The sequence below is a fragment of the Mesorhizobium sp. 131-2-1 genome, from assembly GCF_016756535.1.
In the GTDB taxonomy this organism is placed as follows: domain Bacteria; phylum Pseudomonadota; class Alphaproteobacteria; order Rhizobiales; family Rhizobiaceae; genus Mesorhizobium.
The window spans coordinates 6,285,269-6,311,028 of the sequence record NZ_AP023247.1 but is presented as its reverse complement, the minus strand read 5'-3'; the positions used below and the strand labels follow the sequence as shown (position 1 = coordinate 6,311,028).

General features: G+C 59.7%; 25 protein-coding genes. 15 read left to right on the top strand and 10 right to left on the bottom strand.

The window, feature by feature from the left end; translation table 11 throughout:
- The first annotated feature begins 1,576 nt into the window (after positions 1 to 1,576).
- The 5 genes from JG743_RS30380 (at position 1,577) to rlxS (ending at position 5,709) form a co-directional block, all read left to right on the top strand.
- Positions 1,577 to 1,900 carry a DUF736 domain-containing protein gene (locus JG743_RS30380; protein WP_202296074.1) on the top strand — a complete coding sequence of 108 codons (324 nt, stop codon included), beginning with the start codon at positions 1,577 to 1,579 and terminating at the stop codon, positions 1,898 to 1,900.
- A 162-nt stretch (positions 1,901 to 2,062) separates the two neighbouring features.
- The gene (locus tag JG743_RS30375; RefSeq protein WP_006328932.1) at positions 2,063 to 2,332 is read left to right on the top strand and encodes a helix-turn-helix transcriptional regulator; all 270 of its coding nucleotides are present in this window, start codon (positions 2,063 to 2,065) and stop codon (positions 2,330 to 2,332) included.
- A complete protein-coding gene (locus JG743_RS30370; RefSeq protein WP_202296072.1) occupies positions 2,329 to 2,877 on the top strand; it encodes a S26 family signal peptidase in 549 nt (182 codons plus the stop codon). The genes JG743_RS30375 and JG743_RS30370 overlap by 4 nt, the downstream gene beginning before the upstream one ends.
- Positions 2,865 to 3,548, top strand: coding sequence for a lytic transglycosylase domain-containing protein (locus JG743_RS30365; protein WP_010913840.1), 684 nt, complete (start codon positions 2,865 to 2,867; stop codon positions 3,546 to 3,548). The genes JG743_RS30370 and JG743_RS30365 overlap by 13 nt, the downstream gene beginning before the upstream one ends.
- Positions 3,549 to 3,738: 190 nt before the next feature.
- Positions 3,739 to 5,709, top strand: coding sequence for a relaxase/mobilization nuclease RlxS (gene rlxS, locus JG743_RS30360; protein ID WP_202296070.1), 1,971 nt, complete (start codon positions 3,739 to 3,741; stop codon positions 5,707 to 5,709).
- A 49-nt stretch (positions 5,710 to 5,758) separates the two neighbouring features.
- Here rlxS and JG743_RS30355 read toward each other — a convergent pair whose 3' ends face one another.
- The 4 genes from JG743_RS30355 to JG743_RS30340 are packed head-to-tail and all read right to left on the bottom strand — an operon-like array spanning position 5,759 to position 8,701.
- Positions 5,759 to 7,318 (bottom strand): E2 ligase fold family C protein, encoded by a 1,560-nt coding sequence (locus tag JG743_RS30355; protein WP_096453868.1) that lies wholly within the window; start codon positions 7,316 to 7,318, stop codon positions 5,759 to 5,761.
- A gap of 3 nt (positions 7,319 to 7,321) precedes the next feature.
- Positions 7,322 to 7,798 carry a Mov34/MPN/PAD-1 family protein gene (locus tag JG743_RS30350; protein WP_244420607.1) on the bottom strand — a complete coding sequence of 159 codons (477 nt, stop codon included), beginning with the start codon at positions 7,796 to 7,798 and terminating at the stop codon, positions 7,322 to 7,324.
- An 8-nt stretch (positions 7,799 to 7,806) separates the two neighbouring features.
- Positions 7,807 to 8,424, bottom strand: a complete 618-nt coding sequence (locus JG743_RS30345) for a putative metal-binding protein (RefSeq protein WP_010913845.1) — start codon at positions 8,422 to 8,424, stop codon at positions 7,807 to 7,809.
- The gene (locus JG743_RS30340; protein ID WP_202296068.1) at positions 8,417 to 8,701 is read right to left on the bottom strand and encodes a DUF2604 domain-containing protein; all 285 of its coding nucleotides are present in this window, start codon (positions 8,699 to 8,701) and stop codon (positions 8,417 to 8,419) included. The genes JG743_RS30345 and JG743_RS30340 overlap by 8 nt, the downstream gene beginning before the upstream one ends.
- 722 nt (positions 8,702 to 9,423) lie before the next feature.
- Between JG743_RS30340 and JG743_RS30335 the strand changes: the two genes are divergently transcribed.
- From JG743_RS30335 to JG743_RS30315, 5 genes are all read left to right on the top strand, one after another.
- Positions 9,424 to 10,380 (top strand): DUF1403 family protein, encoded by a 957-nt coding sequence (locus tag JG743_RS30335; protein WP_202296066.1) that lies wholly within the window; start codon positions 9,424 to 9,426, stop codon positions 10,378 to 10,380.
- A gap of 2 nt (positions 10,381 to 10,382) precedes the next feature.
- Positions 10,383 to 11,084: an SMC-Scp complex subunit ScpB gene (gene scpB / locus JG743_RS30330; protein ID WP_202296064.1), complete on the top strand. Its 702-nt coding sequence runs from the start codon at positions 10,383 to 10,385 to the stop codon at positions 11,082 to 11,084.
- A gap of 398 nt (positions 11,085 to 11,482) precedes the next feature.
- Positions 11,483 to 12,562, top strand: coding sequence for an MBL fold metallo-hydrolase (locus JG743_RS30325; RefSeq protein ID WP_202296062.1), 1,080 nt, complete (start codon positions 11,483 to 11,485; stop codon positions 12,560 to 12,562).
- A 3-nt stretch (positions 12,563 to 12,565) separates the two neighbouring features.
- Entirely contained in the window at positions 12,566 to 13,402 is an 837-nt protein-coding gene (locus JG743_RS30320) for a hypothetical protein (protein ID WP_202296060.1), read from the top strand.
- Positions 13,403 to 14,215 carry a ComEC/Rec2 family competence protein gene (locus JG743_RS30315; protein ID WP_202296058.1) on the top strand — a complete coding sequence of 271 codons (813 nt, stop codon included), beginning with the start codon at positions 13,403 to 13,405 and terminating at the stop codon, positions 14,213 to 14,215.
- A gap of 10 nt (positions 14,216 to 14,225) precedes the next feature.
- Here JG743_RS30315 and JG743_RS30310 read toward each other — a convergent pair whose 3' ends face one another.
- Positions 14,226 to 16,433 (bottom strand): KAP family P-loop NTPase fold protein, encoded by a 2,208-nt coding sequence (locus JG743_RS30310; protein WP_202296057.1) that lies wholly within the window; start codon positions 16,431 to 16,433, stop codon positions 14,226 to 14,228.
- Between the two features lie 234 nt (positions 16,434 to 16,667).
- Here JG743_RS30310 and JG743_RS30305 point away from each other — a divergent pair, with 234 nt between their 5' ends.
- Positions 16,668 to 17,597, top strand: a complete 930-nt coding sequence (locus tag JG743_RS30305; RefSeq protein ID WP_202296055.1) for a hypothetical protein — start codon at positions 16,668 to 16,670, stop codon at positions 17,595 to 17,597.
- Positions 17,585 to 17,902: a hypothetical protein gene (locus tag JG743_RS30300; RefSeq protein WP_202296053.1), complete on the top strand. Its 318-nt coding sequence runs from the start codon at positions 17,585 to 17,587 to the stop codon at positions 17,900 to 17,902. The genes JG743_RS30305 and JG743_RS30300 overlap by 13 nt, the downstream gene beginning before the upstream one ends.
- A gap of 182 nt (positions 17,903 to 18,084) precedes the next feature.
- On the opposite strand, the gene JG743_RS30295 is transcribed toward JG743_RS30300, so the two are convergent.
- The 4 genes from JG743_RS30295 to JG743_RS30280 all read right to left on the bottom strand — a co-directional run bounded on the left by JG743_RS30295 (position 18,085) and on the right by JG743_RS30280 (position 21,384).
- On the bottom strand, positions 18,085 to 19,107 hold the full coding sequence (locus JG743_RS30295) for an RES family NAD+ phosphorylase (protein WP_202296051.1): 1,023 nt from the start codon (positions 19,105 to 19,107) through the stop codon (positions 18,085 to 18,087).
- A 5-nt stretch (positions 19,108 to 19,112) separates the two neighbouring features.
- Positions 19,113 to 20,054, bottom strand: coding sequence for a sce7725 family protein (locus JG743_RS30290; protein ID WP_202296049.1), 942 nt, complete (start codon positions 20,052 to 20,054; stop codon positions 19,113 to 19,115).
- Positions 20,055 to 20,061: 7 nt separating this feature from the next.
- Positions 20,062 to 20,952 carry a sce7726 family protein gene (locus JG743_RS30285; RefSeq protein ID WP_202296047.1) on the bottom strand — a complete coding sequence of 297 codons (891 nt, stop codon included), beginning with the start codon at positions 20,950 to 20,952 and terminating at the stop codon, positions 20,062 to 20,064.
- Positions 20,953 to 21,171: 219 nt separating this feature from the next.
- Positions 21,172 to 21,384 carry a DUF3892 domain-containing protein gene (locus JG743_RS30280; protein ID WP_109671962.1) on the bottom strand — a complete coding sequence of 71 codons (213 nt, stop codon included), beginning with the start codon at positions 21,382 to 21,384 and terminating at the stop codon, positions 21,172 to 21,174.
- A 557-nt stretch (positions 21,385 to 21,941) separates the two neighbouring features.
- Here JG743_RS30280 and JG743_RS34370 point away from each other — a divergent pair.
- The 3 genes from JG743_RS34370 to JG743_RS30270 are packed head-to-tail and all read left to right on the top strand — an operon-like array spanning position 21,942 to position 24,329.
- The gene (locus JG743_RS34370; RefSeq protein WP_244672986.1) at positions 21,942 to 23,042 is read left to right on the top strand and encodes an ATP-binding protein; all 1,101 of its coding nucleotides are present in this window, start codon (positions 21,942 to 21,944) and stop codon (positions 23,040 to 23,042) included.
- Positions 23,043 to 23,061: 19 nt separating this feature from the next.
- Positions 23,062 to 23,511 carry an ATP-dependent nuclease gene (locus JG743_RS30275; protein ID WP_244672985.1) on the top strand — a complete coding sequence of 150 codons (450 nt, stop codon included), beginning with the start codon at positions 23,062 to 23,064 and terminating at the stop codon, positions 23,509 to 23,511.
- Positions 23,499 to 24,329: a hypothetical protein gene (locus tag JG743_RS30270; RefSeq protein WP_202296043.1), complete on the top strand. Its 831-nt coding sequence runs from the start codon at positions 23,499 to 23,501 to the stop codon at positions 24,327 to 24,329. Before JG743_RS30275 ends, JG743_RS30270 begins: the two co-directional genes overlap by 13 nt.
- A gap of 791 nt (positions 24,330 to 25,120) precedes the next feature.
- Here JG743_RS30270 and JG743_RS34365 read toward each other — a convergent pair.
- Positions 25,121 to 25,600, bottom strand: coding sequence for a thioesterase II family protein (locus tag JG743_RS34365; protein ID WP_244673237.1), 480 nt, complete (start codon positions 25,598 to 25,600; stop codon positions 25,121 to 25,123).
- Positions 25,601 to 25,760: the final 160 nt, after the last annotated feature.

Genomic DNA, 25,760 nt, shown 5'->3' with positions numbered 1-25,760 from the left:
GAGGGGACGTTCGGCGCAAACGTGCACGGTCTCCTTGGGCGCTTGTATGGAACTTCGCGTTTTTGCCATGGTTCTGTTCATAGCTTTCTACGTGCTTTGGTGGGCTCTAACGGATAACAGCAAGCGCTATGCCATTTCACTTGGGGGCACCGAATCGGACTATCTTTTGCCGAAGCCCTGTCGGCTTGAGCAGGGGCGCCGTGCATTGACCGAGACCGAGCGCGCCGCACAATCGCTTGGTCACCCGGACCGAGCAAAGGTGCTGTACTGTCGGAGTAGTCAGAACTTCCGCGCCGGCAAGGGAAGGCGAAAGCCGTTCCGGACGGGCCGAGCCGATGCATTGCCGCACGCCGGCATCGACCGCGTAAGGCTTTGTCTCTGGCGTGTAATTGTGTGCGCAGGCTGCGATCTGCGAAGACGCGGCCGTCGCGCCGACGATCGCGCTGTTGCTGCTCCCCCTGTCGAGGAAGGTCTTTGACACCTCCGAGCTCTTCAGCACGGCGCGCCGGTCTCCACGCCCTGAGGATCGAGTCCGGCTGGGCGTCACGGCGTTTGCGAGATTGAGATTCCTTGATTTGCTCCCTCGTGCGCGCCTATCCGAAAACATTGTTGTGTCCCGAAGGCTGACAAGAATGTCGCAAGCGCGACCAAAAGATCGCCACGGCCCACAGGGGCAATTGCGACCAGTGGCCTTCTTCGGAAATCGGGGGAGCAATACCCTTTCCTCGTCGACTTCGGACGCGGGCTCAGCCGTGCCCGCCGCGCCGCTAGGAACGACCTAACCTTGGCGGATGGCGGCTGGCCGATCACCCGGGTATGTCCGCGTCGATAAAAGAAAAGCGTCTGGTCTCAGCCAGGCGGACCTCGCGAAGGCCATCGGTATCAATTTGGTCGAATTCCTCGATCACGCCGAGACGATCGGTTTCGCTCCAATGGAACCAGCTGGCGCGGATTCGACCAAGTTCCCAACCGAAAACACACGAAACGCGGCGGCTTCCGACCGCCGATCAATGGGCCGAGGCCCGGTCGCTGTTACCCTCGAATGAGTCCGCCATGCCGAGGCGGCTCGTCGATAGCCGCGGGTTGGCGCCTCTCCGGGGCGCGTTGGCTGCACGTTCCGCCCCTTGGACCCCGCTTCCGGCAACAACATCCGGCCGCCAAAGCTCGCCCTTGTCAGTGCTCGATTACCACGCCGAGATGCCTGCTGGGGCTCCCGGTGCACGGGCACATTTATCGATCCGGCACGGTGTTGAGCGTGCGGAACCCGCCGCACGCGTTCCGATCGCTTGTTGTGCTCACCCGATCACGCGACCTGTCCCCACACGTCTTGAGGACATTCCCCTGCGGCTGGCTCATTGACCTATGGGCGGTTCCAGCCCGCCCGAAACCCTCGCCACCAGCTTTTTTCCCCGCCGCATGACGCGGCTTCCTCGCGCCGCTTCGCTTCAAAAAAGCTGCCCGCTCGGGTCCTTCGCTGCCGCTGCGGCCCTGCCGGGTTCGGGCGGTCCGGACGCGCCCATCACGGTCCGCCATCGCAGGGGAATGGTCCCCGGCGACAGCAGAAGGAGACAGGAAAATGACCGCGATCGGTTACGTCAACAAGCAGGAAAACGGCAGCTACAAAGGCCAGCTCAGGACGCTCAGCGTCCGCGCCGACATCGACATCGTGCCCAATCGAAGCAAGTCCGCCGACAACCATCCCGACTTCCGGGTGCTGACGCAGGGCGTGGAGGTCGGCGCCGGCTGGATCCGAACCGGGGAGACTTCCGGCAACGACTATGTGAGCTTGTCCATCGCCGCACCGGAGTTCGGTCCCCGCAAGCTCTACGCCAATCTCGGCCGCGCCGCCGGCCAAGACGATCAAGACACCTACGCCCTCATCTGGAACCCGGCCGACTGACCGGCCGGCTCAAGCCCTCGCGCCGCAACTCGGCGCGGGGGTTCCCGCCGACGCTCGCCCGAAGGGGCGGCAAAAACTCCCACCCGACTCTTCGCCCGTCCCCAGGACGACCTCGCTCGCCGATCCTCGCGGTCGCTTGTCCGAAGCGAAACGAGGACCATCATGGACGACGAAAACGACCGCGCGGCCCGCGCCAAGAAGGGCAGTCCGTTTCTGAACACCGCGCAGGCTGCCTTCTATATCGGCCTGTCCCAGCGCACCCTGGAAAAGATGCGGCTGACCGGCGGCGGCCCGAAATACCGCAAGCACGGCCGCTATGTCCGCTACCACATCGACGAACTCGACGACTGGTCGAAAGGCCGCCCGCCAGAACCCGGCTCCGACGATGACAAGGGCGGGTCCGGCTCAGCCGACGAGGGAGCCCGCTCATGAGCCAGCGGCCTTCCATCCATCTGATCGGCAGCCGTTTGCGGCGCGTTCGGGCGCGCAACGCAATCGCCATCGCCGCGATTGGCCTGAGCCTGACAGGCTTCACGGCGCTCCCAAAGCCGTCTCCCTTGCTGGTCTGGAACGCCTCGGCTAGCGCGCCGGTCGGTCTCTATCGCGTTGGGTCTGGCACGCCTGCGCGCGGCGATCTTGTGCTCGCCCGCCCGCCTGGCTTCGTTGCCTATCTCGCCGACCAACGCGGCTATCTGCCTCGCAATATACCGCTGGTGAAGCGTCTCGCCGCGCTGCCGGACGAGCATGTCTGCGCCTTTAGTAATGCCATCATCATAGGCGGCGAGATCGTCGCCCGTCGGCTCAAAATCGACACGCAAGGCCGTCCGCTGCCCTGGTGGAACGGCTGCCGAGCGCTCGCCCATGACGAGGTTTTCCTGCTCGGCAACGAAAAAAATCACTCCTTCGACAGTCGCTATTTCGGGCCGGTGCCGGCCAAAAACATCATCGGGAGGCTGGTGCCGCTATGGACCGAGTGACCCTCCTGATGCTCGGCATGATCGCCGTCGCGCCATGCGCCTGTTCCGCCTCGACCGGCGCTGAGCCAGCCGTCATCTCCCAAAGTCCGCAGCTGCAACGATGGCAGCACTTCGTATCGGAAGCAAGCGCACGCTTCCACATTCCCCAGGCCTGGATTTGCGCCGTCATCGATGCCGAAAGCCGCGGCAAGACCGTCCTCGATGGCCGTCCCATCACCTCCCGCGCCGGCGCCATGGGTCTTATGCAGGTGATGCCCGGCACCTATCAGGAGATGCGCGTCGAGCACGGTCTGGGAGCCGACCCGCACGATCCGCGCGACAACATCTTGGCCGGAACCGCCTATCTCAGCGCCATGTATAAGCGTTTCGGATTCCCCGGCCTGTTTGCCGCCTACAACGCTGGACCCGAGCGCTATGAAGGCCATTTGAAGCTTCGAAGGCCGCTGCCGAAAGAGACCGTTGCCTATCTGAAACAGCTTGAGGCGACGGGGATTTCGGCGGCCGACATGAACGAATTCAAAGGCCAATCCACAACTTCAAAGGGGCGGAACGCTCCCTCCGGACGCTCTTTGTTCTTCCTTCGCGACGGTGTTCGCGCCGGTGAAACGAATGGCGGCCTTTTCGTGCCGCTCGGCAGGGATCGCGCGCGGAAAAAGAAGCACAATGGCTAGCGATGTTGAGGGCATCCGGGAGGGGCCAGGGACGCTTAAGGCGAGGGGCGCGTAAGGCAAGATAAAGGCACCGCCTCCATGAGGCGGCGAAGCCTTTGTCTGCACATCCTTTTTGCCGGAGGCTGCCGGCGGCGCCAGGAGGGTGGGCCAGCGAGACCCAGGTTTCGCTTGAATTTGCCCGGAGGCTGGTATGCAGGACGATGAGTTCAGGCCGAAGCTCGGCAAGATCGGCTCGCGCGGCTCGAAAGCAGGCAAGCGCTATGCCGGCCAGGTCAAGGCAGCGATCAACCGAGCCGGCGGCCGCCTCCAGCGCGGCGGTCGCTTCACGGGGAGCCGGACAGGCCGCGGCGGGGCGGCGGCCGCGCTGCTCAAGTCACGCGACCGGTATGCCGCCTTCCGGCAGCGGCGGGTGATGGTCAAGGCGCGGATAGTGAAGCTGGCCGGCAAGGGTGCGGACGGAGCGCGTGCGCATCTGCGCTACATCCAGCGCGATGGCGTCACCAGGGAAGGCGAACCCGGCAAACTCTATGGCCCCGGCAGGGATCGCATCGACAGTAAGGCCTTCGTCGATCGCGCGGATAGCGACCGGCATCAATTCCGCTTTATCGTCGCACCGGAAGACAGCATTGAGTATGACGACCTCAAGCCGCTGACGCGGCGGCTCATGGCGCAGATGGAGGAGGATCTCGGCACCAGGCTCGACTGGGTTGCCGTCGACCATTTCAACACCGGCCATCCGCACACCCATATCATTGTCCGCGGCAAGGATGATCGCGGCGAAAACCTCGTCATCGCGCGGGAGTATATTTCGAGCGGCATCCGCGAGCGGGCGGCCGAAGTGGTGAGCCTCGACCTCGGTCCCCGTACCGACCGCGAGATTGAACAGCGCTTGCGCCAGGAAATGGAGCAGGAACGCTTCACCAGCATCGACCGGCAGCTGCTGCGCATGCGCGATGAGGACCGACTTGTTTCTACGGACGGCCGCGACGCCTTTCGCCAGGCGCTGCATCAAGGCCGTCTGCGCAAGCTCGAGCGGATGGGCTTAGCCGAGGAGGTCGACCCGGTCCGCTGGCGCCTGGATGATGAGCTGGAAGCCACGCTGCGCCGCACCGGCGAACGCGGCGACATCATCAAGACCATGCACCGCGAGCTGACTGGCAAGGGGCTCGCTCGCAGTGCCGCCGGTTACCTTGTCCACGATCGACGTGAAGAGCCCTCCACACCGGTCGTCGGCCGCCTCGTCGCGCGCGGGCTCGCCGACGAAATCAACGATCGGCATTACCTCATCGTCGACGGCGTTGACGGCAAAAGCCATTGGATAGACATCGGCAAAGGCGAGTTGACAGAACCGACGCCCGACGGCTGCATCGTGCGTGTTACGTCTAGGGATACCAAGCCCAGGCAAGTCGACCGTACAATCGCCGACATCGCTACCGCACACGGCGGCCGTTACAGCGTCGATATGCACCTCAAGCATGATGCGTTCGCCACCGAAAGCTTTGCCGAGACGCATATCCGCCGGCTGGAGGCGATCCGGCGCTCCACCGGCGGCGTGGAGCGAGAGCCGAATGGCACCTGGATCATCGCGCCGGATCATCTCGATCGTGTCGCGGAATACGAGCGCCTGCGGGCCAGGGTCGAGCCTGTGATAGTCGAGAAGCTCTCATCAATGCCGCTGGAACGCCAAGTCAGCTTCGAAGGCGCCACCTGGCTCGACCGGAACCTGGTTGCCGAGAGACCGGAGCCGTTGCGCAACTCAGGCTTCGGGCATGAGGTGCGGGAGGCGCATGCCCGTCGGCGGCAGTGGCTGATCGCGCAAGGCCTCGCGCACGAAGAACAGGACCGGGTCGTCTATCGTGCCAACATGATTTCGATCCTGCGCCAGCGCGAGCTGAACCGTGTCGCCGGCCAGCTGTCGGATCAGCTCGGTCTCTCGTATGCCGAAGCGCAGCCTGGAGAACGAATAGAAGGCACGCTGCGCCGATCGGTCGAGCTTGCCAGCGGCAAATATGCCGTGATCGAGAAGTCGCGCGAGTTCACGCTCGTGCCATGGAGGCCGGTGCTTGATCGGTACATCGGAAAGGAGGTTTCCGGTGTGGCGCGTGGGGAGGCTATCTCATGGACCCTCGGACGGCAGAGGAGCGGACATGGGGTTTCGTAGTGGCGCGCACATCGCCGCCCGGCGGCAACGGAGACATTCGCGCGTCTGCTTAGGCGGCGGAGACATCGCTTAGCTGTACGATGCTCTTGCCGTATTTGCGCCTGTAAGCGGCAATGAAATCGTCATCGCTACAGATGCAGCGGCCGCTGGAATCCTTGGCCTTCGGATCGTGCAAGCGGGAGCCAAGTGGGCGCAGAAGATTCACCCGAGTGCTCGTCGTCGGGCCCACGGGAAAACCCGCGCTGTGTTTGACGAGCTCGGCGGCAAGCATAATCCCGGCAAGCGCTGACTGGAAGGCCATCGGAACCACGGTTCGAACGCGGCGACTTCCATCACTGAGCTGGAACACCAGACCGCCGCAGATAGCCTGCTGATAAAAGGAACGCAGGGGCTGGCCAACAAACGGGGCTAGCGGTTCAAACGGCACAGCCATCGCTGTAGCCACCCGAACTACAAAGTCGTTGGGAACTCCGGCATTGGTCTGCAGGAGCGTTTTCACCTGCTCGTGTGCTTCCGGTATTCCGAGTTCCTCGGCAATCAGCTGGTGCTCGTCCTTGGATTTCCCGGACGGCAGGTACATGCAACAAAGGCAAGCTTGGCCGTCATCGAACCCGTGCCGCGAGATGCCGAGGTCGTGCTCCTGCGTCCAGGCATTCGCGATCCATCGGGGCAGAGCACCTTGGACCGCCAGACGGTCGGCGGCGGTGTCAAGCGCCACACCCACTCGGTCGAAGACCCAGTCGCCGTGGCGCGCAACATATTCTGCCCACGTCAGCGGGTGCGCCTCGACCCCAATGGCCGTCGATCTAAGGGCGGTGGCTGCAAGAACCGCCTTGGACATGCCAATCTCCGCCTGGCCGGCCAATACGTAGCGCTGCAGGTTTGAGAGTTCGATTGCTTCGTGATCGATTACATGCAGACGACCCGTGAGACCGGGTTGTCTCGCTAGCGCCCAAAGCGAGCCATGGCCTATCGCACCGAGCCCAACGAGGTGCGTTTCGCCAAGGTCGACAGGTATGTCGATCGGGCCTGCCTCGCCGGCTTTGGTCTTGTCGTAGCTGTATAACGAGAGGTCGATGGTTTCGTCTAACTCGGCGCCGGTCAGCTGGGCGGCGAAGATGGTTCGAAAGACGTTGGCGGCGCCGAAGCAACTGGCGGCGCCAGCTCCATAGGGCAGCAAACTCGAGCCGGAGCCCACCGGGTCCGTACGCGACAGCTTTGCCGCCCAACCGTCCGATCCCATGAAAAAGGTCGGGCACCGGAGTGGTGGGCGCGTCACCCCTGCAACTACGCAGATGGTGGCAGACTTGCCGGAACGCCGGATGCCAACTTTTGGATTTATCGACTTTGCCAAGCGCTCCAGCGCTTGGGCTTGAAAGCTTGCCGCGCTGCCCAGCGGGAGTATCGCCAGAACTGGATAGAGCCTGGCGAGCAACCTCACCGCAAGATCTAGTGTCGCCTGGCCTTCGGCGCAGGATGCGGCTTGATCGTCAAAGGCGACGGCCACGACCTGCTTTTCAAGAGCTGCTTTAAAGTCCTCCAGATGAAAATCGGCTAGGACCTGAGATGCCGCCGTGGCGGCGCGGTCGATGAAGTTAGCGAGTGCCATTGTTCAACTCGTTATTGTGATCATTCGCGACAGTGCCGCGGAAGGGAGCGCATTCCAGTTGGCTTTTCCGTCGAGCCGATAGGCGGCGACTCGAGCAAAATCGAAAGGCTCGCGGGCGAAATTCGGCACTACCAGCGACAGACACCCAACCGTGGTAGCAACCGCATAAGCATCGTCGGTCGTCGAATGGTAGGCTCGGCCCGGATGGCTATGGATCTGGGCCAAGAGTTTCAGGCCGCTATTGTAGAGCCAGACATTAAGCCGGTGCAGTTCCTCGGCCGGAACCATCACGCAAACACCATCGCCCGTCCGAATGTGACGCTGCGCCGGGAGCACGGTCTCTGTTACGGCAAAATGCTGGTCTTGCTGAACGCCGACCCAGAGCGCCATCCCCTCATTGCCTTCGCGACCAACCGAGCGCAGATGCGCATGCACAGTCGAGATGCAGTGGCGCGGGAGCGTCACGGTCGTTACATCCATCAAAACGCTCATTCTGGGATGGCGGATGGGGGTACTACCATCGCTCCCACTGAGATTTGGAACTGATACTGTATCTGCTCCACGGGGCCGGTCCCGTACTTGATGATCTTGTCCAGGATAAAGGCCAAACAGCCTTCGCCAGAACCCCGGTGGAGAAGCCATGAGTCACCTGAATGGGCTGGATTGTCGTGGTATTCCCGGACGCCTGCCATGCACAGGAATGGCGTATGTTCCGCACTGTTGGCCTGGAGGAAGTCCGCTAGCGACAGAGCTTTCTGCTGCATGAGGACCGAAATCATATCCGGTGGGGTTCCGGGTAGATGCGGTCGTCTGAGCATACTTAGCAGTAAATCCTTGCGGGCAACCGGCCGGCGGGTAAAGGGGTCGACGAAGACTACCGACGGAGGTCGGAGGTCGTAATTGGAGAAGTCGATCTCGACAGCTGCACCGATTATCTGTGGCCTTATCTTGGGCGGTGCGAAGATGAAGAAGGCAGTAGGGAATCTCGCCTCGATCAGGAAACAACCCTGAGCCCGGTAAGCGCCCGCTTGTGTTTGGAACCAGCCGATCTGCCGATCGAATTTCGCTCGCGAGACCGCAGGGTCCACAGTCTGGATTTCAGGCACCTGCTACACCCGCCTTCAGGCTGAGGAACAGGGTCACAATGTTCGCGAAACCGAAATCGCCAACTTTTTTGTCAACGTCGAGCAGGTTGCCGGCCTCATCCTTGAATTCCCAATTCTCGGCCGGCTGGGCGACGTTCTGCGTGTTCTCAAGGGCTTTGGCACGAACGACGTGAAGCGGCTGGTTGTTATTGGCTTCGACCTGCGTGGGCTGGCCGTTCACCACCACCGTGATCTCGATCTTGCCGCCGTGATCGCCCTTACCCGAATCCTTCGACATTTGTCCTACTCCTGTGGCTTGCCAACCGGCCCCAGGCGCTTGTGCCCACCTGCTAGTGAGACCGGCGATCTTCAATCGTCCACTCGGCGCCACGGGCCGCGAGTACGCAAAAGACAGGGGATAAGCTACCGAATCGGTGCTACCTTCTTTTATGCGTGACTTGAGCGGCAAGTAAACGGGCTGAAATTGCGCTTCACAACTATAATCGATTAGAGCAATACGAAAATATTGGCGATACACCTATTTCATGTGCTCTTTCACGCGCCTGCTCCACTGACAGCCCCCGTGCAAGTCCGCCTGCCGGTATGATTTCAGGTTCGATTGGGCGGGCGCTGTGACCGTTTGGCTGCGGCGGCTTCTAGCCGCTGCAATCTTGACGGAGGGTTTATCGAATAGGCAATCACGTGGAGCTTTAGAGCTGGTGATCCGAGCTCGGCCTATTCGAAAGGTGGCTCGGAAGCAGGTCGCCGTGACCAACTCCGGGTACCGGGATAGTCGCGACGAGAAGACGGGACTGTCCGGATTGACGTGAGTGGCTGCACCGAACCGTCGTCCGGGTGTGCCCGAAGAGTGATGTTATCCAGCTAACTTGTTGCGAGTGGAAGAGTAGAGTTAAGCAACTGATAATGCAACATTATCATTCGTTTTGTTGCTTCGACAGCCCGTGCGTTTTGATGCGAAATTGATGGCAGAAAGCGCACCGCCGCTTTATCCTCGAAAGCATGATTCGCCTCGATCCAGCCATCGCTACCTCCGTCCTCACGCCGCCCACCGTTCCGGCCTGGGCGCTCGGCCGGGACGCGCCCAGTGACGCCGCCGCCGCCTTCCAGGCGGGAGCCGCACTGGCTTCGCTGGACACGCTTGCCCGCGCGCAACCTGCTTGGGCCGGCGCCTGGCGCCAGCGGCTGGCGCTCAACTGTGCCGCCGCCTCGATGCGGCTGGCCGGCCGCGCCGAGGACGAGGCTGGCTTGCGCGACGCCTGGCAGCTTTGCCCGGCCGGCGCCGATCGCGGCCCCGCCGGCGCCATTTTTGGCGCGTGGCGCCAGTTGGTGCTGCAGCCGCCGGCGGTCAGCGCCGATCGGCTGGCAAAAGTGGCCGAGATGCTCGGGCTCGCCTGGGACAATGAGGCTCTCACCGACCTCTGCGCGCAGATCGAGGAACTGACGGGCTCCCAACGCCCGGCGCCGTTCGCCGCGGCGGCGATCGCCACTCACGTGGTCGCCATGCGGCCCGATGCCGAGCTGTTTGCCTGGTGGCTCGCCGACCTGGTGCTGGCGCGGGGCTTGCGCTGGCCGCGGCCGTTGCCGCTGTTGATAGCCCGGGCTTTTGGCCCGGTCTTCCGCGCCGAGGCCGGCGGCGGCACGCGTATCCGACCGGGGCAAAAGGGTTTTGAGCGCGCGGTCTGCGTCGCGCTGCTTCAGGGAGCGGCCGAGGCTTGTCGGTTGGGGGCCGAGTTGTCGCGCTGCGCTGAAAAACTGCTGGCGGTGGCGCCAAAACTGCGCGCCAAGGGCGCCGGCGACGTGATCTTTTTACTCCTGAATGAAGACGCCGTCTCCGGCTCGGTGACGACGAAAAACCTGTCGCGTTTTGCGGCGCGACGCCTGTTCGAGCGGCTGCAGAAACTCGACGCCGTTCGCGAGCTCTCCGGCCGCACCAGCTTCCGGCTGTTTGGGCTCTAGCGATGAGCGAAGCCTCTGCCCGCCGCAAGCCGAACGATCAGCCGGCGCTGCTTGATACCGAGCTCGATCACCTGCCGCCGGAGCTGCGCTGGCGCGAGTGGATGGGCCGCGTCGAAGCGGTGATCTTTGCGGCAAATGAGCCGGTGTCGCGCGAAGTGCTGACGCGCGTCGTCGGCAAAGGCTGCAATCTCGAGCTGATCATCGACGACATCCGCGCCGAGCTCGCTGGTCGCCCCTACGAGCTGGTGTCGGTCGCCGGCGGCTGGCAGCACCGCACGAAAAAGGCCTTTGGCGACATCATCCACGCCGCATTCGGGACGGCCGCGGGGCAGGAGACAAAACAACTGTCGCAGTCGGAGGCTCTTGTCCTCATGTGCATCGCCTATTTCCAGCCGATCACGCGTGGCGAGCTGTCTTCCTTCTTTGGCAAGGAAGTCTCGCGCGATCTGATCGGCGTGCTGCGCGCGCAGGATCTGATCGCCTCGGGGCCGCGCAGCCCGCAGCCGGGCGCGCCCTACACCTATGTGACGACCAAGAATTTCCTGTCGCAGTTCGGGCTCGACACGTTGCGCCAGTTGCCGGATTTCGAGGCGCTTGAGGACGCCGGCCTGCTGTCGAAGGAAAAGCTGCTGGCCGGCGGTATCCCTGCTGGTTTGGCTAACAGGGAAGGCGAGGACGATGTCGTTGGGGACCAGATCTCGTGAGCCGAGCGTTGTCGCGTTCCGACCATAAAGACACTCGATGACGTGAAGCTTCTACTGCAGCTGCGAGCGTGCCGTTGCGCCGTCGTTAAACAGTCGATCGGTGATCGTCTGTCGAACAACGACGGCTGCGCGATGGGCAGAACCGCGGTGCAGACGTCGCTTTACGACCATCGACTGCGACGGACGCCGGCTTCGAGCGCAACTGGTCGACGAAATCGAGGGAAAATCACCCTGTTTCACGACTGATGCGAGGACCTGCCAAACGTGGTTTCTCTTTCGTAAATTTTCTACGCTTCCTCTCTTGCAAGCAAGCATTGGCGTTCACATCTGACGCCAAGACTTCGACAACGAAGTCGAAATTTGTATTATCGAAATTTTTAACGGGGGAAAACCCAAAAATGGCAGACTATTTTGAGATCGATTTTCTTGGCGTTGAAACCAAGAAGAGCGGAGACGCAATCGCGCTGCGTTACGAGAAGGACGGCGTGACATATATCCATGTCGTTGACGGCGGCTACGTCGACACCGGCAAGTCGTTGCGTGACCACATCGTTGCCCACTACGGAAACCCGAAGTTCATCCACCACGTCGTCGCTACCCACAATGACGGTGACCACGCCCGCGGCCTCGTGGAGATCCTCGAGCACTTCGATGTCGGCGTGCTATGGATGAACCGGCCCTGGATCTATGCTGCGGAGATCATCGACAGGTTCGAGACGTACAATGACGTAGACCGGCTGCGCTCCAAGCTGCGCTCGGCGTACGCGAACCTGGCAGCGCTCGAAGAAATCGCAGAGCGAAAGGGGATCGAGATCCGCGAGGCGTTCCAGGGGGCCGCGATCGGTGCGTTCCGCGTGATGGCGCCGACTCGTAACCGGTTCCTGAACCTGGTGGTCACCTCCGACAAGACGCCAGAAGCTAAGACCGAAGCGTCGGCCTTCGACGGGTTCCTGACCACGCTGGTGGAAAAAGCCAAAAGTGCGGTGGCCTACATCCGGGCGGCGTGGGGCGCTGAGGCGTTCCCTGCCGAGGATACCAGCAACGAGAATGAGATGAGCGTCGTGCAGTATGCAAACCTGTGCGGTAAGAAGATCCTTCTGACCGCCGACACCGGGCGAGACGGGCTGGCGGAGGTTATCGCCTATGCGCCCTCTGCGGGCCTGCAGCTTCCCGGCATCGATCGCTTCCAGGTGCCGCACCATGGCGGCCGTCGCAACCTAACGACAGAACTGCTGAATTCGATACTTGGAGAGCCGTTGGACAGCAAGCCTCAACAGGGTCATTTCACCGCGGTCATCAGCTCCGCCAAGGAAGACGAAGACCATCCGCGCAAGGTGGTGATGCGCGCTATGATCCATCGAGGCGCCAATCTGCATATGACGGAAGGGGTGAGCTTCCGGACAGCGTGGAATGCGCCGTCCCGGGAGGGGTGGAGCCCCGCCACGCCGGCTACCTATCCCGAAGAGTATGAGGAATAGGCCATGGCGATCCCCTTGACCACCGATATCGCCCAGATGTTCGACGGCTATGGCCGGCAGGCTCGGCTGTTTCCGGGCTTGCTGACGATCTTTCCGCCCTTGCTGGCGGTCTTTGCCTGGTTCCCCTGGCTGCTTCTGTCCAGCATCGGCGCGACGCTGCTGACCGTGGCCACCTCGTGCGGCCTCCTCTACGCGCTTGGGTCCTATGCCCGCACCAAAGGGCGTCGCATCGAGCCGGGCCTGCGAAAGGCATGGGGAGGGTGGCCGACGACCATCATCCTGCGCCACCGCGACAGCCATCTCGATCGGCACACGCGCCAGCGCTACCATAGCTTCCTGGGTTCGGCGGTGCCGGACTTGCCTGCATTTCCGACGGCCGAACAGGAGGCCGTCGATCCGTCGGGGGCTGACGCGGTCTATGACTCGGCGGTTGTCTGGCTCAAGGAGATGGCGCGGGGCAAAGACTTTCCGATGGTTCATCGGGAAAATGCGCAATACGGCTTCCGCCGCAACCTGCGTGGCCTGAAATCGGTTGCCATCATCATCTGCGGCCTGACCCTGGCCGCATCGGCCGGTGCGATCCTCTACAACAATCCGGGGTTTCTCGATCTGCTGCAGAAGCACGACTGGCGCGCGGCGATCGGCACAATCGTGCCGCTCGGGCCGGCTGTGCTTTCGGCCATGGCCGTCAATGCGGCCGCAATTGTCGTCTGGGTCTTTGTCGTGACCAGGCAATGGGTCTGGGAGGCCGGGGTGCAGTACGCCACCGCGCTGCTCGCCGCTTGTGACACGATTAGGCTGCGTCGGGCGCAACCTAACGCTCCGACAGCGGCGGCTTGAATGGATCTCAGGATTTTCGACGTCGAGCACGGTCAGTGTTCGCATATTGTCACCGATACGGGCCGGCACGTCCTAATCGATGCGGGCCATAATTCGACAACGAATTGGCGCCCGTCCACTTACCTCCCCAGCAAGGGCATCCGCTATATCGACAAGCTGATCATATCGAATTTTGACGAGGATCATGCGAGCGACCTGCACAATCTGGTGAGGGCGGTCGACATCCGCACTCTGACCAAAAATCCTTCGGTATCTGCACATAATCTTCGCCGTTTGAAGAAAATCGGCGGGATTGGTCGGGGCATTGACGCCCTGGCGGATATGATGGCGACTTATACTGGACCGGGTGGCGGCGATGTCGATTACGGCGATTTCAAGATTCGATGCTTCTGGAACAACTACCCTTCCGACTTCGAAGACGAAAACAACCTGAGCCTCGTCTCCATCGTCGAAAGTCACGGCGTCCGCATTTGTTTCCCCGGGGACATGGAAATGGCGGGATGGGAGAGGCTGCTGGAGCGCCAGAGCTTTCGGGCAGCTATGCGCGACGTCGATATCCTGGTCGCTTCCCACCATGGCAGGCGCAACGGCTGCAGCGATCGCCTGTTTCGCGAGACGGGCCTGCTCCCCTATTTTGTCGTCATCTCCGATTGTGGAAAGGAATACGCCACCCAGGAGACGCAGCGTTGGTACCGCGAGCGATGTCGTGGCATCGATTTGAACGGTAAACGCAGACGAGTGCTGACCACCCGGAAGGACGGCCGTGTGCGGGTTCAGATCGGCCCGCAGGGAGCACTCGTCGACGTGTTTTAAATAGCGTAGCTCAGTAGCGATCGCCGTCTTCGATGAGCTCCAGCATCTCAGTAGCGCTTTTTTTGAATTTTGGTTTTGACACAAGGATCGTCAGCCGACTTGTGACCTCTTCGAAGTCCAAAAAAGACTCAATGTCACGTTTTTTCAGCACGTCGAACGTTCCTCGATCACTGCTGTTGATCTGAGATGTAAGCCCTTTGAGGACCTGTAAGAACCCTTCATTCGATTTGACATGCGTGGCCAGTCTTTTGCGCGGTCCATTTTCATCACCAGCCTGAAGCCAAGCGTAAAGCAGGCTCAATGGGCTATGGGATTGCAGGATTTCATCCACGGACATGGCTTTGTACCGCTTAAGCATAATGCGCATTGCGGCATCCATTTGCCGCTCGCTAACTAGCAGCCAGTCCCCCGCGGGGCGATCCTGATCGCCATACCGCCCGTGTGCGAAAACCTCGCGTCTGAAGACGAATGTGAGCCAGCCAATCGCTCTGCTGGATTCAAACATCTCGTTAGTTGTACGATCGCGCACAGCTGGCTTGAGACGAGTGGAAGCGAGACGGATGAGGGGAAGAGTCCTGTCCCACAGAGAATTAAAAGCAAATCCATCAAAAGGGCGCAGCCGGAAAGCTTCGTCCATGCTGTCGCCGAGGGCCAAGAGTAGGTTGCGAGACTGCGGGACATCCAAAGTTTCATAAGCCCCGCCCTTGATCCGCTCGACGATCAGATCGCATTTGCTGAGCAATCCCGCAGCCTTTTGAGCATGCAGCGCCAGCAGCAACGCAGAGGCCTCCTGCGGACCGGATGCCAACGCTTGCCACATCGCATCGAAGTCGGCTTGTGTAAGGGCGTGTGACGGGCTCGCCATGGCGAAATAGAGCCTGTAGTGATCAGGACTCGCCAAACGGCGCTTTCGAATCGCGATGTCTCTCTTCCGGTCATCAACTTTTTCGAAAAGTTGGAATGGAGAATCGTCCTTTGCAAAACTGGGTGTGAGGCCCGGCAGCTGCGAAGCAAACACATGCCGATACATGTGATCGTCGAACGCAGACTTCCCAGCCGCCGTTTCCAGCGAGGCTGATTGAAGGTTTTTCTCGGCGTCTTCGATGCGCGCTGTGCCAAGAGACATCGCAGCGGCCGATCCACAATAGGCTTCAATCCAGCGATAAAGGGACGGATTTCCGTCTTTTATCAGTTGTAGCCAGACGAGATCGGCGAGATCGGCATGGATGTCACGCAAGGGAGGCCAAAAGAAGCGGATTGCATCCAGAGTCCTGACCACAGATCGAGGGGTGCGCAGTCGGCGGCCACCTTCATAATCTATCACCTGACGGAGGCGCTCGCGTTCGTCATCGTCTTTGACGGAGGCGATCTGCTGAAGTTCCTCGGCAAACCACTGGCGCAACTGAAACGCTTCCGGCTTAGGTACCATCACCGTCAGCTGAACAATCTTCTCCAGAAATGCCCCCCCGTCCTGGACGCTGGCGGCTTCTTGGACGCTGTGGGCAAGCACCTCGCTGTCATAACAAAGCAGATAGATCATATTCGGGAGATCGATCACCGACTTAACCAGGCGGAGTGTTTCAAGGATTTCGGCTGGTTCCAATCTATCTATATCATCGATCGTCACCACGAAGCGATGGCCGAGGTCCCGCAGGGATTTAGCCAGCTTGTCTTTGAGAGACGCTAATTGCGGGGGCGCTTTCTTGCCGGCGACAGCATCTCCCACGACCTTAATGCCTGTGCCGGCGTATTTGAGTGGCCCGACACCCGTGATATCGCCTACAAACTCAACCAAACCGCCAGCCTTGCTTAACCCCGACAAGAACGCTTGAAGGGCTTCGCCGGCCTCCTTGGCCTTTCTGATCGATATTTTTGTTGCATCGCCAGCGGCCAGCGCAGCCTGATCCAGCTGGTTGGACAACTCAGTAAACAGGCTGCTGATCAAGGCATCCCGATTGCCGATTAGCCAGGGCCGGAAATGAATAACAGTCGGCCGTCGCGAGAGTGGCAGATTCTCGAGTTCTTCACCGACCAGATAGAGCAAGCTGGTTTTGCCGGAGCCCCAAGCCCCCTCCAATCCCACAACCAGTCCGTCCTCCGAGGCTCGATCGACAAGTGATACCGCAATTCGTTTCGCGACCTCGCGGAAACCAAGCTTGTCGTCATCGCCGGCGCTAAGGGCGCGATCACCTCGTACAGAATGGTCGGTCCGTTTCATATGTAGGTCTCATCCCCAGCAGCGAATCCGCGAAATCACTTCCCCGCGGCCCTTCTATCGGTGGCTCCGAATCGCCCCTTGTCGACAGTCTCTGTGTCGGTTTTCATTTGCATCTTTTAAGCGTTAACCCGGCACTCAACGCGCTTGGCATAAGGGGATGCGGACAAAGCGATGATCCAGGAAGACGTTTCAAGAGCTATTTTCAACCTCAAACCGGCATGGTGATATGTAGAGATGGGCGGACCGCCCAAAGCGTTGGCGAACAAGGCGGCTGATACTGTAAGCTTTAGGGCACTGGGTGCAGTTCGTCGTCACGACCCTAATTCCAGATATCATATGGGGCAGGCTGTGACAGAGATTATTGAACTTCCACGCCAATCGGATGGCACAGGCTTCTATTTGCATTTCACAGGCGGTTTCCGCGCCGCCAACCTCGGCGAAGGCGGTTGGAGGATTGAACCCGTCTTCGTCAACGATAAGCCGTGTGCCACGGGTCCTCTGACAATGGCCCAGCTTCAATTGCTCACGACACAGAACAAATTCCGCGCAATTGCATTCCAACGATTGGGTTGGATGGATGGCGTATACCATTCCGCTTGGGCGCCGATTGTTCCTGAGAAAGCCAACCATTCCGAAGGTCCGGCAGAGCTCTGGAGCAACATTGCGGGAAATATCTCGCGCCCGCGCACCAAAGAGCTTTTCGAATCTGCCAAGCATCCTGCCGAAGAAGAAATTGCTAAAGCCCTAGACGATCAACACCCGGTGGAAGCGCTGGCAAGTTACGTCAGCCTGAGTTTGCGGAGCATGGATATCAGTGTGGAGCAAATTGCAGAACACTACCATGAGCAACTTGTGAACCATATGGCGCCGGGCGCGTCGACGGGCAAAGATCCGCAAATACGTTGTCCCAAACACTGTATGCCCATGTCCACTCGTTCTTCTTGCATCTTGGAGCGGCGCGAGACTACCTGGGTGCGCTTATCGCCCACCGCATTGGCCTCGACCATGCAAAGATCGACTCAATGGCGCGGCTCGTCGGGCAACTCCGGCAAGCAACTTTGCCGAAAGATGCCTTGTTGGAGCTGTTGTTTGCGGGTGGTGACATCGCCGCGCATCCTCAAAAACCCGGAAATTTCGCGGTGGCAGGATGGATGCAGGAAGTAACCTCGATCCGAAACGAACTCGTGCACAAGCGCCCGTACGGCTCCAAGTTCAAAGAGCGCTTTGGCTGGGTGGTCCCGACCCAAAAAGCGGCAGGTCTATACCGCTACTTCCGCCCGCTAAACTTGAACGGCAGTCGGGAACACGATGTGTTTGAAGTGATCCGCCACCATTATGCACGTTGCAACGATCTTATGCACAAGTCCGCGAGGGCATCGGGGAACAACGCAGCCATGACGCACATCACGGACAAAGATATGATTTCCCTGAAGATTCGCAGAGGGGGCGAGGCAAGCGGGTGGAATTGATGCGAACACATATGTGAGGTCTGTTATGTCCGTTTCTGCACGTCCCTGAGTTCATTGTCCACACAGCATCTGCCACTACGGGCTCGCACTCCGCGCGATGCTTGGGGCGGCCACAACGCGCTTAATCGCGGACACGATCAGCCCGCAGGTTCTGGAAGCTACCGTTCGCGGGACTTCCAATATTAGGCGGCGGCCACTTCGACCGATACCTTGGACACGTTGTAAAGCGCCACCGTTCCCCCAATAGCCTGGGTGGGAGTGAATAGGGCGAGATTGATGCCATCACTGACCGAGCTGCGATAGACCACGCCATCGAAGCCGCTCTTTTTGATGAACTCGCATAGATACTGGCTCGGAATATAGTCGATCGCCGCGCCGGCCGGCTGCACTGGCCGCGTCAATTCCTCACCCAGGCGTTCAAGGAACGGCAAGTCGGCGCGCAACTGGCCGATCTCGCTCGCGTCGGTCAGGATGAACGGTGACACGAGCTTGCGCGGATTGCGCAGGTCCACGGCCTTGATCTCGGGAATGATGAAATCCGCAACGCAAGCAACCTCGCCGGTATGGGGCCTAATCTCAGCCGCAGCTGTACCGGGAAGCGACCCCAGATAGAGATAGGGGATGCCGGCCGGATTGGCCCGGCCATGTGACGATCGTCGCTTCGGCGGTGCGCCCATCTTTTCAATCGGGAACACCTCATCCTCTGTGCGAATTCGCGCGCGATACCATTGCCGGGGCAAGGGCGGCGCCAACAGCATGTCGAGCAGCTGGCGGAGACGGTCCAAATCGATGGCGACGTCGAGAAACCAGCGATTAGCATACATCATCTCGTCGCGTAGCTTATCCCACTGCGCTAGGCCTTCGCTGATATAGCTCGCCGACGGGGCGAAGCCACGCCGCACGATCTCACCATCATTGAGGATCTCGCCGAGCAATTCCTTGGCGTGTGCGATGTCCATGCGCGAATTGCTGAAGAGCTGCCAATCGTCCTTCATCCATTCGACCAGCGATTTCCCGTCGTCACTCGGCTCGTAGACGTTGGCCAGCAGCTCGAAATAATTGGCTAGCTTGCCTGGTTCGAGGAGCTGGGTGTCAGCGGTCCCACAGAAATCACAGGTGCCACGACCCGGGTCGAGCGACGGGAAAAGCTGATCGCGCAGACCGCGATCGTCAAAGCACTCCGGGCAGCAGAACCGCTGTGCCATGGGGATCAGCCAAGATAGTCAGCGAGCGTCTCGATATGGTGCTTCATCGAGAGCTTTTTGACATAGCCGAGGCCCGGAAAATGCCCCTTAGCGTGGAGCTCGCGAAACTCCTTGATCGCGCTTGTTTCCAGAAGCTTTGACGTTCCGGAGTTGAGCTTGACCATGAGCTTCTGCAGTGCCTGGCCGAACTTGCCTGCCGGGTCCGCTGGCGTGTCGTTCGTGGTCGAGACGAAGTGATAGATATACATGACCTCGTCGGCATCGGGGTCGATGAAGGTCAGGTGTATCGCGACGGCGTAGGCGGGGCCGCCCCCTTCGGAATAGACGTCGCCGACCATCAGGAAATCGCCGAAGCCGTTCATTCCAAGATCACTCTGGAAGGTGAGATGGAGTTCGGAGAATTCCTCGACAGGGATCTTGGCGAACTCGGCGTTCTTGCGCGGCTTGAACCCGTCGCGAATAAGGATGCGGGTGCTGCCCTCGAAGTGCTTGCGGTAAAGCGTATTGGCATGGTCCTCGATGAAGACATGCCGTGTCTGCGCCAGCGCGTCGTGCAAGTAGCCGGCAAGACCCTTCTGCTCGGTGAATCCGGCGTGGACAAAGATCGGATTATGGCCGAGATGGGCTTGGTGACATGTGACCGCATCGGCGAGGTTTATGTTGCCGCGTAGGAGAATGCCCGCCGAGATCGCGCCCCCGAACAGGCCCTGCTGCAGAAGCTGCGAAATGCCGGTTCCGTTCTCCTGATGGTCGCCATGGTACGGGTTTACGATGACGATCGCCTTGCCCTCTGCATCGCAAATCGCCTTCAACGCCTTTTCAAGGCCGCCCAGCGACTCCTTCACGGGCTCGATGACTGGCACAAAATTCTGCTCCGCCATCAGTTTGGCGGTTTCCCGAATGGTCAGAAGTTCGAACTGCTTGCCGCGAAAATATGGGTGATACATGCGCTTGTCAGTTCCAGGTCATGGCCGCAGGCAGCGGCGTCGCGACGGCGTCGACCAATCGCGGATGGTCGACGCGCCGCACCGACACCGACAGGGCGGCCGCTTGCAAGGACGCCGGCAGATGGTCGATGAGTTCGCCAAGCGGTGCCAGATCACGCGTCCGCTTAAGTGTCCGCACCATCTCGACGTGCAGGGTAGCCGGGTCGAGGGCGGCGAAGAGATCGCGCATCACGGCGTGCCGCAGCGTGTTCGGGACCTGCGGCACGGTCACGCCCATCGCTTTGAGGATCGCCGTAGCCTCGCCCGTGCGCAGCGATTCAAAGACGGTGACCGGACAGATACGCGCCGGGCAGTCGATCGCGTCGCGCACGGTTGTAATCTGATAGCGCTTCGACAGGCACATTACGCCGACATCGTCCGGAACCGTGGCCAGCACGCCTTCGACATGGCGTTCGCTCGCGATCACGTTCACCTTGGCGAAGACGCGCTTGTAATTGTCGATCTGGTTGGCGAGTCGCGCGAGCGTATCCCGCTCGGACTTGATCTCATAGACGGTTGCCGTGCCATTCAGGATGACGAGGTCCGCCTTGCAGTTGCCAGCCCGGAATTCGTTGAGCATCGAGGCAGTGCGCAGCGAGTGCGTGCCCAACAGCACTTTATGGCTAATCGCCGCGCGATAGATGTACTCGTCGCGGTGTCCTGCGACCTTCAGAATCTCGAACGCGAAGTCGAAGATGTCGCCGACAGTCGCGCGCGTGCCCGCGTGCTCGCGCAAATCGGTCTGCTCGAGCAGCCGACGGAACAAGCCGGATCGGCCATTCTTCGCCATTTCGCGGAAAACGGTTGCGGAGAACAGCCGAGTCAAAACAGAAAGTTGCGCTGCGCTGTAGATCTTCATTTCCCCTAGAACCGCAAATCGCGTCGTGCAGACGCGAGGCCCTTTTACCGCAAAACGTTCCGACATGGAATCGAGGCTTGCCATGAGCGACGTGAAAGGTTGGTGAGAGCGTTAGTGGGGCGCTCTTGATTGGGCTGGGTCGCTAACCTGCGCTCCTGCTTTGGCAGATCGGTTGCCCGCAAGCCGACGGTCTTCTGCCGGCCCGAAGGCGTAATGTGGTCACTTTCCTCGATTAACATTATCCTTCTTCGAATTATCAGGATTGTCCCGCGCATATTCCCGGCCGTTAATTTTCACGACGTGTGCGCCTTCGTGTTCGCCACGCTTAATTTCGGCCACGACGCTTCTTCGAGGAACATCTTTTCGATTGCCGATGTCGTAATGTTCGTTCCGGCCCCCGGGGCCATCATTCTTGCCTTTGATCTTTGTCATGTCGTCTCCAATGTCACCTGCTACATTAGACGCTCCCAGGCAGAAATTCGAGCCGCTAGTTGAGCGCTCATGTCTGTATACCACTCACTCGGGCGAATTGCAGTCTTTCCGCTTCTGGCCCTAGGCTGCTACGGTGCAATGCACCCCAGAGCCAAGACCGCCAGTATGGTCGTTCTATGCCGCAAGCCGCCGTCTGCATCCTGTCTTTGGAACGTCGGATAGTGGACTGCCTTGAGCAAATCGACAACCGAGGGAGATGCCTCGTCACCCGGATGTCCTCTTTTGGTCTGCCTTGGCCGGTCATCACTAACACGTAAGTCGCAGCATTAAGCCGCTTTCGCGGAGCACCGCTAGGCATCTTCTGCTCATCTGTTCAACGATCGATAAGCCGCAGCTACGACGGCCGCAGCTCTGTCCCCAAAATTCAACTTTAAGGGCGGTCTTCTTGCGCGAATGCGGTCACTCCTCCAAGAACCCAATGACCTCAAAGAATAATCACTTGATTTGAATAGACACTAACGCGACAAGATGTTGGCAGGGGATCGGGAGGCGTTTTCGTGAAAATCAACAAAGTCTACGCGCGTTTTTATAAATCCTTCAACTACGATCATCACCGCAAGGCGCATCGCGACGCTGAACCTCGCCCGTGGGAAATGATCGGAGAGTCGTGGTACCCCTACATAGAAGTTCCGATCGACGCTCGCATCACTACTATTGTCGGCGCCAACGAATCTGGAAAAAGTCACTTATTAGGCGCGATCAGCAAGGCTATTAGCGGAGAGGATTTCAAGCACCAGGATCTGTGCCGATATTGCGACTTTTTCAATGTCGAGAGAGGCAACGACTTTTGGCCTCATCTTGGTATCGCTTGGAGTGACGTGACAGAGGACGAAGTCGGCAAGATCCGTTCCGAGATAGCAGGCGCGCCTGAGAGTTTCCAGTCTTTCCTGATGTTCCGCCAAGGTCCTGACAAGCTCGAGCTATACTTCTCGACGTCAACGGGCATCTTTCATCGTGAGGAGCTCCTCGGTGCTGCGGCACGCGACTTCGGCAAGTCCGTGCTGCCGCGAGTCTTCACGATCCAATCAAACGTCGCGCTACCTGGCGCGCTACCGACTTCTGAACTTATCTCTGGACAAAGTGGCGTTTTGCGTGACCGGCAAAACCGGAGGCTCTCACTACAGGTCGCCGACATCCTTCGTGGTATCTATTCTACCGACCAAACGCGATTTGCGAAGGACTTGCCAGGCCTCGCGCCTAAGCTCAGCCCAATTATTTCCGAGATGGATGAAAGCCCTGCCACACAGGGTGAGCTCAGAAAATCCTACACGCTTGCGCGTAAGCTATTGCTGCACCTTGCCAATGTTGAGCCTGAGCGTCTGGTCGAGCTGGGGCAGTTTATCGATGCGGGAGAGAATGGACACGTCACGGCGTTGGTCGAGAGCATCAATCAGCAATTGGAAAAACGGCTCAATTTTCCAAAATATTGGGTCCAAGATCGCGACTTCCAACTTCGTGTTACTGCACTCGAGTCCGATCTCGTCTTTACAATCCGCGATCGGACCGGAACTCAATATACGTTCGACGAAGCGCAGCGCAGGACTCAAATACTTCCTCTCGTATTTCATCCAGTCGCAAACGCACGAGCCCGATCCTGATCGACCTGAAATCCTGCTTATGGACGAACCCGATGCCTACCTCTCGGCCGAGGCCCAGCAAGATCTGCTCAAAATCTTTCGCGGCTTTGCAGAGCCTGACGGAGATGCGCGGCCGGTTCAAGTTGTCTATGTGACCCACTCGCCCTTTCTGCTCGACAAGAATCGTGCCGAGCGCATTCGCGTGCTTCAGAAGGGCAAGGGTTCAGATGGTACACGCGTAATTAAAGACGCCTCGCAGAATCACTACGAGCCTCTCCGCTCGGCCTTCGGTTCTTACGTCGGCGAAACGGCTTTTATCGGCGCCTGCAATCTTCTGGTCGATGGACCGCTGACCAGGTCCTGCTCGCAGGCCTTTCACGAGCGATCCAGCGCCGCGGCGCAGCGAGCGAGAGCGAGTTGCTTGACCTCAACCGGACCGTTTTGGTGCCGTGCGGCTCAGCCAGCCATGTCCCATACATGCTCTATCTGATCCGGGGTCGCGACAGCGACGCGCCAGCAGTAATCATTCTGCTCGACTCCGACAAAAGCGGCAATGAGGCCGCCGAGAAACTACGCAGGAATGATAAGAAAGTCCGCCGTCTCCTCAATCCCGACTACGTGATGCAGTTCGCTGATTTCGGGATCGTCCAGGATCCAAGTTATGCCATGACAGAACCGGAGGATCTTCTACCTATCGAACTCGCCGTAGCTGCCGCAAATATCTATTTTAGAGAGGTCGCTGAATTCCGCGAGGGTGGGGCGATCACGTTGACCCCCGCCGAAGTCGTACCTCACCTGAACACGCAGGTCGGCATCTATGACGCACTGACGGTGGCGGCCGAGTCTCATGCTAGCCATATCGATAAGATTGGTCTCGCTCGCGCTATTGTCGCCTTGTGCGAGACCTCGAAAGCGGATCAAGCACTCGAAGCTAGCATCGTCGTCTTTCTAGATCGAATGAAGGCGCTCTTCAAAGGACTGAACCGTAAGCGCCGCGCGGCGGAAGAGGAACGATTGCGTCATCGTGTCAAAGCATTGGTCGAACAGCAGCGCAAAATCTTCCTCCAGGACCACCCTGAAAGCGCCACTCGCGAACAGGGTCTTTTTCTCTTTGAACGGATTGGAGATGGGCTCGACCAATCACTTGATGCCAAAGGAATTCGCGACCAGATGCTCGCTCTATCCGTCGAATTTGGTCTTGATGGGGAGGCCAGCGAGGCAATACCAGACTATGACCGCTTCAAATCCAAACTTCAGGTGCTGCAAGATGCATTCAGCATTCAGCGGGAAGATGCATTGAGAGCTTAACTCACCAACGATCCCGCACGCGCAGGCGCAGAGCCAGTCGGTACCAGTGCCGAGTTCCTGGCTCGCTCCATTGACCATGACCGGGTTGGGGTCGCCGGCAGAATGGCACCTTTCAGGCTAGTTTGCTCCAGAACCGGAGCACCTGCTTCCGGCCCGGTTCCATCCATTGCCATGCTCAACGGAGCCGCGGAATGGGCAGGGTTATTGACGTCGAAACCACACGACGCGTCCTCAAGGTTCGCGTTTTGTGCTCCGAAAGTCGCGTAAAAGGGCAGACTGGTATGATGTCCGGAATTATTTGGCATTTCGTGGGGTTTACCAGTCCGGAATTATGGCTTGCGTGTGTGTGGCCTATGCGACTGAAAACAAGAGCGTTTTCAGGCCGAGGGTAGGAGTTTCTGATCCTAAGACCAGTTTTACCAATGGCCTCAATGACCGTTAATTCTGGACCGGCATTAAGTGGTTGGATTTGCATGGAATCCAGCCGCCCTTGTTGGTAAACCCGCTTACGGTCGGCAGCGGATTGGTCAACCCAAGACCCCCGGATTGGTAGACCAAGACCGCAGCCCTGTTGGCCAAGGCCCAGCTTTCCTTCCACTGTCACCGGTCACCCTTCTACACCCTCGCGAAACGAACTGCGGCCAATGGCTGACATCCGTACGGCTTCCTGAGGCTGCGTGGGGGATCCAAGGTTTGGTTGTCACGCCAGGGATAACTCGAGCTGCTACCCGGTGGTTTCCGTTCCGCCGCTAGGGGCTAGCGCACGATGTCGAGGAAAGAATTCGTCCCACTCAACCTGCTCGCCAAGTCGGCAGGAATCTCGCGGCAGGCAGTTTGGAAGGCCTGCCAGCGTGGCAACTGGCGAGGGCACGCTCTGGAGGTGCGCGTTGTTCAGGGTAAGGGTGGCAACGCAGGCAAGCATTATCTCGTCGGTTTGGCTTCACTCCCACCCGCGTTGCAACTCCGATTGAAGCCCATTGAAACGACGGTTCAAAAAGGTCCGAAGCCGGTTGCATGCCGAGGCCGGCACGGTCGAGTCGATAAATCTGTGGCGAGCGACCACCGGCCACGAAGAAGTGTTCCGGCTCTAGCCCGTGATCGCGGCGCACCCGCTGGGCAACCTCGAAGGCCTGGACGCCGCCATAGCAAAACCCGATAAAGGCGAAGGGTTTTTCCTTAAGGAAGGGCAGCATCTGCGGCACGATGCCGTCGACCATGTCCTCCATCCGCATCCAGAAGCCCTCTTCCAGGCGCGCGCTGCGGCCTGGCATCTGCAGGATGCCCAACTCTATGTGATCCGGGACGCGCACTTTCGCAACGTCGTAACTATTGCCGGGCACGCCAACGCGGCGGTTCAGGAGCTCTGGGATGGCCCGATTAAGCGCAGTCTCAAACAAGTCGATGGGTGGCGCCGGGCGCAGGACATGAGTT